Genomic DNA, 12,423 nt, shown 5'->3' with positions numbered 1-12,423 from the left:
GCCACCCACATTGTTCAGCACCGTCCTAGGTCTGGCGGCCAAGAACGGTCCGGGCATTTGTCCTATAACCACATAGTGAGGTAACCTCGGCGTGTCGGGTGCGAATCCCGCACCCCTTTCCACCCCCGGACGCACATCCCCGGAGGACAGGAGGAAAACGCCCATGGCAGAACCCCACCCCAGCACCGGCGGCGGTCGGGGCGGCCCCGGCCGCATCAATCCCGCCGACCGCGGCCAGTTGAAACGGCATCCCGTGCGCCTGCGCCGCATCGCGGCCCTCTTCGCCCCGCACAAGGCGACCATCGCCGTCGTTGTTCTCCTCATTAGCGCCGCCAGCGTCATCGGCCTGGCCCAGCCGTTCCTGGTCCGCGCCATCATCGACCGGGCGCTGCCCGAAAAGGACATCGGGCTGCTGCTCTGGCTGGCCGGCGGGCTCATCGCGGTGGCCGCCGCGACCGCGCTGCTCGGCGTCGTGCAAACGTGGCTGGCCACGGCCATGGGCCAACGCGTCATGCACGCCCTGCGCACCAGCATGTTCACCCACCTGCAACGGCAGTCGCTTGGATTCTTCACGCGCACCCGCAGCGGCGACGTGCAATCCCGGCTCACGCACGACATCTCCGGCATGCAGGCCGTCATCACGTCGACCGCCACATCCGTCGCGTCCAACCTGACCACGGCCGTGGCCACGGCGATCGCCATGGTGGCGCTCTCGCCGCGGCTGTCCGCGCTCTCGCTGCTCGTCATCCCGCCGGCCGTGTGGTTCTCCCGCCGCGTGGCCCTGCTCCGCCGCGACGTCACCAGCGCCCGGCAGGCCGGACTGGCCGGGCTGCACGGGCAGGTCGAGGAGGGGCTGAGCGTCTCCGGCATCCGGCTGGCCAAGACGCTCGGCACCACCGGCCGCAACGCCGGGAAGTTCACCGACAGCTCCGCGCGGCTCATCGACCTGGAACTGCGCTCGCAACTGGCGGGCCGCTGGCGCATGGCCACCATGACCATCATCTTCGCCGCCATCCCGGCGCTCATCTACCTGGCCGCGGGCCTCCCGGGCGCCGGCATGAGCATCGGCACGCTTGTGGCGTTCACGGCGCTGCAGGGCACCATCTTCCGCCCCGTCATGGGGTTGCTGGACGTGGGCGTCCAATGGGTCACGGCCATGGCCCTGTTCAGCCGCATCTTCGAATACCTCGACCTGGCCCCCGGCATCACGGCGCCGGCCAACCCCGTCCCGCTGGACCCGGCGCGGGTGCGCGGCGACGTCCGCTTCGAGGGTGTCGGATTCGCGTACGACGGCGGCCCTGAAGTCTTGCGCGGCATCGACCTTGCGCTCCCGGCCGGCAGCACGACAGCCATCGTGGGGCCCACCGGGTCCGGGAAGTCCACGCTCGGCTCGCTGCTGCCGCGCCTGCACGACGCGAGCAGCGGCCGGGTCACGATCGACGGCGTGGACGTCCGGGACATCGCCCCGGACGTGCTGGCCCGGATCGTGGGCGTCGTGTCCCAGGAGACGTACCTGGTGCACGCGTCCATCCGGGACAACCTGCGCCTCGCCGCCCCGGAAGCCACGGACGCGCAGTCGTGGGACGCACTGGCCGCGGCGCAGATCGCCGACCTGGTGGCCGGGCTGCCGGACGGCCTGGACACCGTCGTGGGGGCGCGCGGGTACCGGTTCTCCGGCGGTGAGCAGCAGCGCATCGCCATTGCCCGGACCGTGTTGCGCAACCCGCGCGTGCTCTTGTTGGACGAGGCCACGTCGGCGCTGGACAACACGACCGAGGCGGCCGTGCAGGCCGCGCTCGACCGGATCGCCGTCGGCCGCACCACGCTGACCATCGCCCACCGGCTCTCCACCGTCGAGGCGGCCGACCAGCTGGCCGTGCTGTCCGGTGGATCCATCGTGGAGGTTGGCACGCCCTCTTCGCTGCTGGCCGCCGGAGGTGCCTACGCGCGGCTCGTGGCGGCCGGGGGAGAGCTGCAGACGGCCTGACGCGGCCGTGCCAAGGAACGGCCGGTCGACGTCCGGCGGTGTGTCCTACGTCGTGAAGGCGTACGGTCCGAAGCGGCCCCACACGACCACGGCGGCCAGGACGAGCAGGACCACGTTGATGATGATCATCTGCGGCTCGCGGCGGCGGGCGTGCGTCACCGCCGCGCCAACCATGAGCGCGACGAGACCGACTGCGGCCAGCGGTACCAGTACGGGCGCGATGTGCAGGATGCCGGGCAGGATCAATCCGACCACGGCGAGCAACTCCAGCAGGCCGATGGCCTTGATCGCGGCGGGGGCGAAGTCCTGCGTCCAGCCCATGCCGGAGACGGCGAGCTTCGCCTTCGGCTGGAGGAGCTTCATGGCGCCGGCGCCCAGGAATGCGACGGCGAGCACGCTCGCGATGGTCCACAAGATGACGTTCACGGTGGCAACACCCCTTCATGGTTTTACTTCAATCGTGAAGTCAACACTATGGCAGATTGCTTCATGGTGCAAGTGATTTTCACAAGGAGGCGTTTCACGCATGAAGTGCTGCGCGCTACGCTTGGCCCCATGGAAACACCCGAGGAACCGCGTTGGCTCGACGAGGAGGAACGCCAGGCGTGGTTTGCCCTTGCCAGCGTCCTGATGCGGTTGCCGTCGGCCCTGGACGCCCAACTGCAACGCGACGCGGGAATCAGCCACTTCGAATACCAGGTGCTGGCCGGCCTCTCCGAGGCACCCGACCGCACCCTGCGGATGACCAAGCTGGCCAAGTTCGCCGAATCCGCGCTCCCGCGACTGTCCCAGGTCGTCGGCCGACTCGAGAAGCGCGGCTGGGTACGTCGCACCCCCGATCCCACGGACGGCCGCTACACGCTCGCCACCCTCACCGGGGACGGTTGGGCCAAGGTCGTCCAGACCGCGCCCGGCCACGTCGCAGCCGTCCGGAGCCTGGTCTTCGACCCCCTGACCAAGGCGCAGGCACGCCAGCTGACCGACATCGGCCGGCGCATCATGCGCACCATCGACCCCGACGACCGGTGCCTGGGCGGCCCCAACTGACGTGGACGCCTACGCCCGCCACGACACCGCAACGGTCGCGGACGCCAACAGCACGGCGGCAGCGAAGGCCACACCGTAGCCGGCCATGCCCGTCCCGAGCAGGGCCGCGAACAGGGCGCCGACCACGCTGAGCGCGGCCGCCGTCGTCAGCGTCTCGTTCAACGCCAGGGCCGAGGAATTGCGGCCCTGCTCGTGCGGGGCGGACTTCGCCAGCACCAGCACCGACTGCGTCGGGTACGCCAGGCCGATGCCCAGCCCGGCCGCGGCCCACCCGGCCCAGGCGATCCACACCGGCATGGCCGGCAGCAGCACGAGCGCGGCGATCAGGAGCCCCAGCAGCACGCCGAGCGCGCCCAGTCGCAGGCTCCAGGCCGGCGTGGGCGTCCCCCGGCCCGCCAGCCACGCGCCGATCGACCACGTCACCCCGCCCACCGTCAGGGACAGTCCGGCCAGCGACGCCGGCAGGTCCCGCTGGTCGATCATGAGCAGCGGCAGGTACACGTCGGCGATGCTGAACGCCGTGCCGAGCAGCCCGCGCATCAGCACCAGCGCCGGCAGCCCCCGCGCCGCCCGCCACGTGCCCGTCGGCAGCAGCCTGGGCACCGAGATGGCCAGCAGCACGACGGCGGCCGCCAGTTCCGGGGCCCACCACGGCTGCGTGCGCGCACTGGCGTCGCCCAAGGCCAGCACCGAGGCCGCCGCGACGGCCGCCCACAGGGGTTTCCGCCACGGGCTCCCACCCAGCCCGGCGCCCTTCCGCGCGGTCGGCGACGTCCCGTCGTCGTCCGTTGCTTCCGGCGGCGCGGTCCCGTTCATGCCGCCGCCGCGCGTGCCGGCATACACGACGACCGCGGCGACCGTGGCCAGCACCGGCACCGTGGCGAACACCCAACGCCAGCCGAAGTGGTCGGTGATGATGCCGGACAGGGCCGGGCCCACGATGGACGGCAGCACCCAGGCGGCGGCCAGCGCGCCGAACATCTTCGGGCGCAGCCGGGCCGGAAAGACGCGCGCAATCGCCACGTACAGGGCGACGCTGTCGAACCCGGTGCCGATGCCCTGCAGCGCGCGGGCGGCCACGAGTGCCTCCATGGTGGGTGCGGCCGCGGCCAGGGTCAGGCCGGCCACGTAGATGGCCACGCCGGTGAGCAGCGGTTTCTGCGGTCCCACCCGGTCGATCCAGGCGGCGGCGATTGTCATGGTCACCACGGACGTGGCCATGGTGACGGCGAACGCCAGTCCGTACAGGGGCAGTCCGTGCAGTTCGTCGGCGGCGCGCGGCATGGCCGTGGTGATGGCCGCCGACGAGTACGCCACCATGAAGGCCAGGCCGAAGAAGCCGATCGTTGCGCCGCGGTACCGCGCCCCCCAGATGGTCTGCCGCTCGATGGTGCCGGTCACCGGCGTCCGTGCAACGAAATCATGGGATTAGTCTAATGAGGGCCGGGCCGCCGGCCGTTGGAAGGAGAAGTGGCGTGGAGTTTGCAGCACGGTACGTGGCACTGGGGGATTCGTTCACGGAGGGCGTGGGCGATGTTGACCCGGCGCTGCCCAACCGGGTGCGCGGCTGGGCCGACCGGCTGGCCGGGCAGCTGGCCGCCACCCGGGACGGATTCGGGTACGCGAACCTGGCCGTGCGCGGCAAGAAGATGCGCCAGATCCTGGCCGAGCAGATCGAGCCGGCGCTGGCGCTGGAGCCGACGCTCGTGACCGTGTACGCCGGCGTGAACGACCTGCTCCGCCCGCGGGTCGACATCGACGCCATGGTCGCCGCGTACGACGACGCCGTGGCCCGGTTGGCTGCCACGGGCGCCACGGTGCTGCTGTTCACCGGCTTCGACGCGAGCGCCTCCAAGGTATTCCGGGGCGTGCGCGGGCGCACGGCCGTGTACAACGAGCTGGTGCGCGAGGTCGCCGACAGGCACGGCGCACAGCTGGTGGACTACTGGCGGTTCGACGAGTACAACGACTGGCGCATGTGGGACGTGGACCGCATGCACATGTCCACGCCGGGACACGTCAACATGGCCAACCGGGTGCTCGAGGCGCTCGGCGAAGAGGCCCGGCTGCCCCTGCCGCCACTTCCGGCGGCGCCCGCCAGGACGCGGCTGGACGGGTGGCGGGACAACGCCCGGTGGGCCCGCTCGTATGCCGGGCCGTGGGTGGGCCGTCGGCTGCGCGGCGTCTCCAGCGGCGACAACCTGGCCCCGCGCTGGCCGGACCTGCACGCGCCGGCCGGCCCCGGTCACTGAGGCCCCACCGAATCGCCGGGTAGGACCTCGGGGACCTGGACCGTCCGGGCAGATTCGCCTTAAACGGCGCTTGGCATCTAGACTGAATGGGCGCTAGGTGGCGCGGAGCGTGTGCAATTGCTCCGGTTTGCGGTGATCGTCCTCCCGCGGGCCGGTAGTTAGGGGCTCAAGTTGCGTGCATTCCTGTATTTGGCTTCGGTGCCGCAACATCCACTTCATCACTGGTTTGGGTTGCGGCGTGCCCTGGCCGGACGCCGTCGACGCGCACGGTCCGCATCCTGTGGATCGTCTACCTTTATAAGCAACTAGGAGTGATCATGGCAGCACACTGCCAGGTGACCGGAGCCGAGCCGGGCTTTGGGCATAGCATTTCGCACTCGCACCGCCGCAACAAGCGCCGGTTCGACCCGAACATCCAGAAGAAGCGCTACTGGGTTCCGTCCCTGCGCCGCAACGTGACCCTGCAGGTTTCCGCCAAGGGCATCAAGACCATCGACGTGCGCGGCATTGACGTGGTCGTTGCCGAGATCCTGGCTCGCGGGGTGAAGCTCTAATGGCAAAGGACAAGGACGTACGTCCGATCATCAAGCTCAAGAGCACCGCGGGCACCGGGTACACGTACGTGACCCGCAAGAACCGTCGTAACGACCCGGATCGCATGGTCCTGATGAAGTACGACCCCAAGATCCGCAAGCACGTCGAATTCCGAGAGGAGCGCTAAACCATGGCCAAGAAGTCTATGATCGCCAAGAACGAGAAGCGCAAGGTCATCGTTGAGCGTTACGCCGCGAAGCGCCTCGAGCTGAAGAAGACGCTGGTTGACCCCAACGCCACCGACGAGGCCCGCGAAGCGGCCCGCCTGGGCCTGCAGAAGCTGCCCCGCAACGCCTCGCCGGTGCGCGTGCGCAGCCGCGACGCCATCGACGGCCGCCCGCGCGGCAACTTCCAGAAGTTCGGCATTTCCCGTGTCCGCTTCCGCAAGATGGCGCACGCCGGCGAACTGCCTGGCATCAAGAAGTCCAGCTGGTAGGGGATCACCCACCGGAGTCGACGGGCCCCGGACCGAGTCACTCGGTCCGGGGCCCGGCGTGTTTCAGGCGTTCTCGCCGTAAAGCAGCCGGCGCAGCCAGCGGGCGCGGATTCGGTGGCCGCCCGGTGCGCGGTCCGGCACCGCACCCGACCCGACGGCCCCGCCGTCCGGCATCGGCTCCCGGGCGGGCCGCTGCCCGGCGCGGCGCTCCCGCCAGCGGGCCACCTGCGCGTCGGCGTCGCGGGTGGCCGTAACGACCGGAGGGCCGCCACGCAGCTGCATGCGGGCGTGCACCACCCGGTAGTTGAACTCCGCGACGGCCGCGCGCACGGACCGCTCGTCGGGCAGGGTGGCCAGTTCGTCGTCGAACCCGGCGTCCAGGCGGCGCAGCAACAGCGCCTCGGGACCTATGCCGGAGAGGTGCTCACGCTGGATCAGGCCCTTGAGCCACCAGTCGGGGTCGTGGGCCGCACCCCCGCCCGGCAGCGGTTTGCCCGCATAGGCAAGATTGTCGAAGTCCCCGCGCGCCATGGCCTCATCGATGAGGCCATCGGCCACCCGGGCCACGGAGCCGTGCTCGTGCAGTCGCGCGCGGATGTCCCGGACCGGGGCGCCGTGCGTGTCCTCAGCGGCCCTGGCCGCCTCGATCCGATCCAGTTCGGCGCTCTCGGCCTCGTACAGATAGCGCACGGCCCGCAACAGCGGGGTGTCGCCGTGTTCGTCCGTGCCGTCGGCGTTGCGCACCTGCCCACCTCCCAAACCGTCCGGGGATGGTCATCCATGCTAGTCGATGAAACCGGGATCCGGGTGGGACCGCCCCCGCAGCGGTCCGGGCGACGGCAGGCGCCGGCACCCGCGAATCCGCCCCGAACCACCCGCGCGGGCCCGCCGGCGGGCCGAAAAACCCGGATTTCCGGGGCAAAACGCCGAAAAATGGCCAAAAATTGCCGGAATCCCGGGGTTTTGCTGGTAGGTTCGCTACCAGTGGTTCGAACGCAACCGCGTGGAATCTCATTCGTAACTCGTCCAGGAGGACAAATATGGCTAAGAATCGTAGCGAACTCGTCGCTGAAGTTGCCGCCAAGGCTGAGACCAGCCAGACCGCAGTGAACGGCGTCCTGGACGCCCTGTTCCAGGTCTTCGAGAGCTCCGTCGCCGCCGGCGAGAAGATCACCATCCCAGGCTGGCTGTCCGTCGAGCGCACCGACCGTGCCGCCCGCACCGGCCGCAACCCGCAGACCGGCGAGACCATCCAGATCGCCGCCGGCCACAGCGTCAAGCTGTCCGCCGGTTCCAAGCTGAAGGCCGCCGTCGCGAAGAAGTAGTCCGCGCGACGCGTCCCTGCGGGGCGGCTGCCGGCCGGCAGCCGCCCCGCAGCATTTAACAAGCCACTCAAGCTGGGCGTTCGCTGATTCGCCCAACACCCGCCGTGTGCCAGACAATGGAAGGGTGTCACCGCTGAAGCCCGCCTCCACCACCCCGCCCCGCGCATCGGCCGACGCCGTGCCCGGGACCTTCGCGGACGGCATCCGGCCGCCGTGGTGGTGGCTGGGCCTGGCCGCCACGGTGGCCGGGCTGGTGGCCGCACTGCTGTTCACGGGGGCCGCCGGCGCCCGCCAACTGGCCGACCCGGGCGCGCTCACCCGTTGGGGGCTGCCCGTCGCGATTGCCGTCCAGAACGTCTCACTGGCCGCCGTCGTCGGGGCCCTGGTGTTCGCCGTCGTCATTCTCCCCAAGGATCTCAAGCCGCACCGGCCCGGCAAGAACAGGGACAGGGGCTGGGAGCATCACACCCCGCGCCCCGAGCACCCCGCGTTCAGCGCGGTGATGACGCTGGCCACGGCCGCCGGCGCCGTGTGGACGCTCGCCGCGGTCGCCGTGCTTGTGTTCTCGTATTCGGACGCCGCCGGCGTGCCCCTGAGCGGCACGGCCGACTACTCCAACCAGCTCGTGTTCTTCATGACGAACCTGCCGATCGGCCAGGCCTGGCTGTGCGTGACCATCGGCGCCGCCATCGTCACCACCCTGTGCTTCGGTCTGCGCTCGCTGGGCGGGCTGGCGGCCACGCTCGTCATCGCGCTGCTCGCGTTCGTCCCGCAGGCGCTGATCGGCCACTCCGCCGCCAGCGCCGACCACAACGGGGCCGTGAACTCGCTGCTGTTGCACATCGTGGGCGTCTCGCTGTGGCTGGGCGGCATCATCGCGCTGGTCGTCGTCTCCGGCAAACTGGGCCCGCTGACCGGCGTCGTGCTCAAGCGCTTCTCCGCACTGGCGCTGTACGCGTTCGCCGGCGTCGCTGCGTCCGGCGTCGTCAACGGCGCCATCCGTGTCACCACCTGGCACGACCTGTTCTACTCCACCTACGGCCAGCTGCTGCTCGCCAAGGCCGTCGCCACGATCCTGCTCGGCGTGATCGGCTACATGCACCGCAGCTGGATCATTCCCCGCCTGGGCAAGGAAAAGACCGGCACGACGGTGGCACGCACCCGCCGCCTGCTGTGGCAGTTGGTCTTCGGCGAACTGCTCATCATGGGTGTCACGAGCGGTTTCGCCGTCGCGTTGAGCCGTTCCGCCCCGCCGCAGACGGCGCAACTGGGCGAAAACCCGTCCCCGGCCGAAATCCTCACCGGCTATCCGCTGCCGCCGGAGCTGACGGCGTCGCGCTGGTTCACCGAATGGCGGCTCGACTGGTTGTGGCTGGCGGTGTGCCTCTTCCTGGGCGCCGCCTACATTGCGGGCCTGGTGAAGTTGCGCCGGCGCGGCGACACGTGGCCCGTGTTGCGCACCGTCTCCTGGCTGGCCGGCCTGCTGGCACTGATCTACATCACCTCCGGCGGGGCCGCCGTCTACGGTGCCGTGCTGTTCAGCGCGCACATGGTGGAGCACATGGCGCTCATGGTCGTCTCGCCGCTGCTGCTGGTGCTCGGCTGCCCCGTGACGCTGGCCCTGCACGCGCTCACGCCGCGCGGCGACGGCTCCCGCGGCCTGCGTGAATGGATCCTGGTGCTCGTCCACTCGCGGTTCTCCCAGGTGGTCACGCACCCCCTGTTCGCGGCCGCGAACTTCGCCGGCAGCCTCATCATCTTCTACTATTCCGGCCTGTTCGACTTCGCCATGCGCGACCACGTCGGCCACGAGCTGATGATCCTGCACTTCACGATCACCGGCTACATCTTCGTGCTGAGCATGATCGGCGCCGACCCGCTGCCGCGCCGGGCCCCGTACCCCATGCGCCTGTTGCTGCTGCTGGCCACCATGGCGTTCCACGCGTTCTTCGGCGTGTCCTTGATGATGTCCACGGCGTTGCTGGCCGGGGACTACTTCGGCAACATGGGCCGGGCCTGGGGCGGGTCCGCCATCGCCGACCAGCAGCTGGCCGGCGGCATCGCGTGGGGCGTGGGCGAATTCCCCACCCTGCTGATCGCCCTCGGCGTGGCCATCATGTGGTCGCGCGCCGACGCCCGGGAGACGAAACGCACGGACCGGGCCGCCGACCGGAATAACGACGCCGAGCTGGGCGCTTACAACGACATGTTCGCCCAGCTGGCCGCCCGCGACGCCACCGTGCCCCGGGGGCCCGGTGTGCCCGTCCGCCACCCGCACGAGACCACCCCAGGAGAGCAGAAGTAGTGGAAACAACAACACATGTCCGCGTGCGCGCCTCCGAGCTGGTGGGCCGCAACTGGCTGAACACCGGCGGTGTCGACCTGGATCTGGAGGCGTTGCGCGGGAAGATCGTTCTGCTCGACTTTTGGACGTTCTGCTGCATCAACTGCCTGCACGTGCTGGACGAGCTGCGCCCGCTCGAACAGGAATACAAGGACGTCTTGGTGACGGTGGGCGTGCACTCGCCCAAGTTCGAGCACGAGGCCGATCCGGTGGCTCTGGCCGCCGCCGTCGAACGCTACGAGATCACCCACCCGGTGCTGGACGATCCGGAACTGGCCACGTGGCAGGCGTACTCGGCCCGGGCCTGGCCGACGCTCGTCGTCGTCGACCCCGAAGGCTACATCGTGGCGCACCTGTCCGGCGAGGGGCATGCGGCCGGACTGGCCACGCTCATCCCCGAACTGGTCGCCGAACATGAGGCCAAGGGCACCCTGCACCGCGGCGACGGCCCGTACGTGGCGCCCGAGCCGACGGCCGGCGACCTGCGCTTCCCCGGCAAGGTGCTGCCACTGCCGGGCGGGACCTTCCTGGTCTCCGACACCGGCCACCACCGCCTGGTCGAGCTGGGCCCCGACCTCACCACGGTGGTGCGCGCCATCGGCTCCGGTGCCAAGGGATACGCCGACGGGTCCGCCGCCGACGCCCAATTCAACGAACCGCAGGGGCTGGCCCTGCTGCCCGGCGACATCGCCGCCCAAGCCGGGTACGACGTCGTCGTCGCCGATTCCGTCAACCACCGCCTGCGCGGGGTGTCCCTGGCGGACGGGACCGTGCGCACCGTGGCCGGCAACGGCGTGCAGCGGCTGCTGGACGCGGGTCCGGCGCTCGTGGACGACGACGGCGCCCGCGCCACCGGGGCCGCGCTCGGCCGGTTGCCGCTGGAGATCGCGTTGTCCTCGCCCTGGGACGTGGTGTACTCGCGGCGGCTGGAGCGCGTCGTGGTGGCGATGGCCGGCGTGCACCAGGTGTTCGGCTTCGACCCGGTCACCGGGGCGGTGTCGATCGTGGCCGGCAACGGCCTGGAGGGCTTGCTGGACGGCCCGGCGGACCGGGCCTGGTTCGCGCAGCCGTCCGGGCTGGCGGAGGACGCCGCCGGCGACATCTGGGTGGCCGATTCGGAGACGTCGGCGCTGCGCCGTGTCTCGTTCGGCGACGACGGCACTGCTTTCAAGGCCACTGCTTTCAAGACCACAGTGGAGACGGCGGTCGGCGAGGGCCTGTTCGACTTCGGCTTCCGTGACGGTCCCGCCGACCATGCCCGGCTGCAGCACCCGCTCGGGGTGGCCGTGCTGCCGGACGGGTCCGTGGCGGTCGCCGACACCTACAACGGCGCCGTGCGCCGCTACGATCCAGCCTCGAGGACGGTGTCCACGCTGGCGCGCGGGCTGGCCGAACCGTCCGACGTGTTCCTGGACGAGTCGGGGCAGACGCCGCTGCTGCTGGTGGTCGAGGCGAATCGGCACCAGCTGGTGCGCCTGCCGCTGCCCAAGGACGCCCTCCAGGTGGACGAGGGAGCCGCGCAGACGCAGCGGCCCAAGACGCCCGTGGCCGCCGGTGGACTGGGCCTCGTGGTTCGGTTCAGTGCCCCGACCGGGCAGAAGCTGGACGACCGGTGGGGCGACCCGACGCAGCTGAAGATCTCCTCCACGCCGCCGGAACTGCTGGTCTCCGGGGCGGGTACGTCGGTGGGCCTGACGCGTGCGCTGGTGCTCTCCGGGGAGGTCCCCGAGGGCGTCCTGCACATCACCGCCCGCGCCGCCGCCTGCGACGGGCCGGAGACGGCGGACGGGGAGATCCCGGACCACGCCGCCTGCCACCTGTACCAGCAGGACTGGGGCATCCCGGTGGTGCTGACGGCCGACGGCGCCGCGGACCTGGTGCTGGACCTGCGCGGGATGGACTGAGCCGGCACTATCGGTGGTCGAGCTTGTCGGGACGTCTACGCGCCGAGGTAGCGCCAAAGCGCCGACGGGGGCGGCACATGTTCCGCCACTTCGGCGCGATGACGCTACCTCGGCGAAATGACTCACCGAGACACTGCTCCACCCGGGCCCGGGCTACGTGGGCACAGGTGTTCGCGGCCGAACATGGCGGCGGCCTCACGCGCGGTGGGCATTGCCGGGCGTCCCGGCCGCATCTGAGCGCCACCAACGGCCGCGCGCCGGGGGTCATCGGTCACCGGAGTCCTTTGAAACATCCCGCCGCCGGTCCGCCGGTGGCTGCCTTGGGTGACGTCTTGGCCCACGCGCTGACGTGCCTGCCCACGATCGAGGCATTGGTCATGGTCGAGTCCGCCGTCGCCACCGGTCGCATCGCCGAGATGTATCTGCACGACAGGCTTCCGGGCAATCGCAACGGCCGGGCTCGTGCGGACGTGGGCCTGCTCCAACACGATGCAGGTTCGTTGATGGAGACGGTCGCCCGCGTCATCTTCCGCA

The 12,423-nt window shown here is 70.5% G+C and carries 12 protein-coding genes; 9 read left to right on the top strand and 3 right to left on the bottom strand.

The window, feature by feature from the left end:
• The first annotated feature begins 163 nt into the window (after nt 1–163).
• Entirely contained in the window at nt 164–1,987 is a 1,824-nt protein-coding gene (locus tag EJC77_RS17965; RefSeq protein ID WP_125615897.1) for an ABC transporter ATP-binding protein, read from the top strand.
• 45 nt (nt 1,988–2,032) lie between these two features.
• Here EJC77_RS17965 and EJC77_RS17960 read toward each other — a convergent pair whose 3' ends face one another.
• A complete protein-coding gene (locus EJC77_RS17960) occupies nt 2,033–2,413 on the bottom strand; it encodes a DoxX family protein (protein ID WP_125615894.1) in 381 nt (126 codons plus the stop codon).
• Nucleotides 2,414–2,542: 129 nt separating this feature from the next.
• Between EJC77_RS17960 and EJC77_RS17955 the strand changes: the two genes are divergently transcribed.
• The gene (locus EJC77_RS17955) at nt 2,543–3,034 is read left to right on the top strand and encodes a MarR family winged helix-turn-helix transcriptional regulator (RefSeq protein ID WP_125615891.1); all 492 of its coding nucleotides are present in this window, start codon (nt 2,543–2,545) and stop codon (nt 3,032–3,034) included.
• A 9-nt stretch (nt 3,035–3,043) separates the two neighbouring features.
• Here EJC77_RS17955 and EJC77_RS17950 read toward each other — a convergent pair whose 3' ends face one another.
• A complete protein-coding gene (locus tag EJC77_RS17950) occupies nt 3,044–4,435 on the bottom strand; it encodes an MFS transporter (RefSeq protein WP_125615887.1) in 1,392 nt (463 codons plus the stop codon).
• 35 nt (nt 4,436–4,470) lie between these two features.
• Between EJC77_RS17950 and EJC77_RS17945 the strand changes: the two genes are divergently transcribed.
• The 4 genes from EJC77_RS17945 to rpsN all read left to right on the top strand — a co-directional run bounded on the left by EJC77_RS17945 (nt 4,471) and on the right by rpsN (nt 6,316).
• Nucleotides 4,471–5,286: an SGNH/GDSL hydrolase family protein gene (locus EJC77_RS17945; protein WP_420820337.1), complete on the top strand. Its 816-nt coding sequence runs from the start codon at nt 4,471–4,473 to the stop codon at nt 5,284–5,286.
• 317 nt (nt 5,287–5,603) lie between these two features.
• Nucleotides 5,604–5,840 (top strand): 50S ribosomal protein L28, encoded by a 237-nt coding sequence (gene rpmB / locus EJC77_RS17940; protein ID WP_125615883.1) that lies wholly within the window; start codon nt 5,604–5,606, stop codon nt 5,838–5,840.
• The gene (gene rpmG, locus EJC77_RS17935) at nt 5,840–6,007 is read left to right on the top strand and encodes a 50S ribosomal protein L33 (RefSeq protein ID WP_019481734.1); all 168 of its coding nucleotides are present in this window, start codon (nt 5,840–5,842) and stop codon (nt 6,005–6,007) included. The genes rpmB and rpmG overlap by 1 nt, the downstream gene beginning before the upstream one ends.
• A 3-nt stretch (nt 6,008–6,010) precedes the next feature.
• Complete coding sequence (gene rpsN, locus EJC77_RS17930; RefSeq protein WP_125615880.1) at nt 6,011–6,316, top strand: 30S ribosomal protein S14; 306 nt, start codon at nt 6,011–6,013, stop codon at nt 6,314–6,316.
• 63 nt (nt 6,317–6,379) lie between these two features.
• Here rpsN and EJC77_RS17925 read toward each other — a convergent pair whose 3' ends face one another.
• Nucleotides 6,380–7,060, bottom strand: coding sequence for a DnaJ family domain-containing protein (locus tag EJC77_RS17925; RefSeq protein WP_240630352.1), 681 nt, complete (start codon nt 7,058–7,060; stop codon nt 6,380–6,382).
• 296 nt (nt 7,061–7,356) lie between these two features.
• Here EJC77_RS17925 and EJC77_RS17920 point away from each other — a divergent pair, with 296 nt between their 5' ends.
• The 3 genes from EJC77_RS17920 to EJC77_RS17910 all read left to right on the top strand — a co-directional run bounded on the left by EJC77_RS17920 (nt 7,357) and on the right by EJC77_RS17910 (nt 11,889).
• Nucleotides 7,357–7,641, top strand: a complete 285-nt coding sequence (locus EJC77_RS17920; protein ID WP_125615877.1) for an HU family DNA-binding protein — start codon at nt 7,357–7,359, stop codon at nt 7,639–7,641.
• Between the two features lie 124 nt (nt 7,642–7,765).
• Nucleotides 7,766–9,946 carry a bifunctional copper resistance protein CopD/cytochrome c oxidase assembly protein gene (locus tag EJC77_RS17915; protein WP_420820336.1) on the top strand — a complete coding sequence of 727 codons (2,181 nt, stop codon included), beginning with the start codon at nt 7,766–7,768 and terminating at the stop codon, nt 9,944–9,946.
• The gene (locus EJC77_RS17910; RefSeq protein WP_125615874.1) at nt 9,946–11,889 is read left to right on the top strand and encodes an NHL domain-containing thioredoxin family protein; all 1,944 of its coding nucleotides are present in this window, start codon (nt 9,946–9,948) and stop codon (nt 11,887–11,889) included. Before EJC77_RS17915 ends, EJC77_RS17910 begins: the two co-directional genes overlap by 1 nt.
• The last annotated feature ends 534 nt before the right edge of the window (nt 11,890–12,423 follow it).

Source organism: Specibacter cremeus (assembly GCF_003946885.1).
Classification (GTDB): Bacteria; Actinomycetota; Actinomycetes; order Actinomycetales; family Micrococcaceae; genus Specibacter; species Specibacter cremeus.
This window is presented reverse-complemented; position numbering and strand designations above follow the sequence as displayed.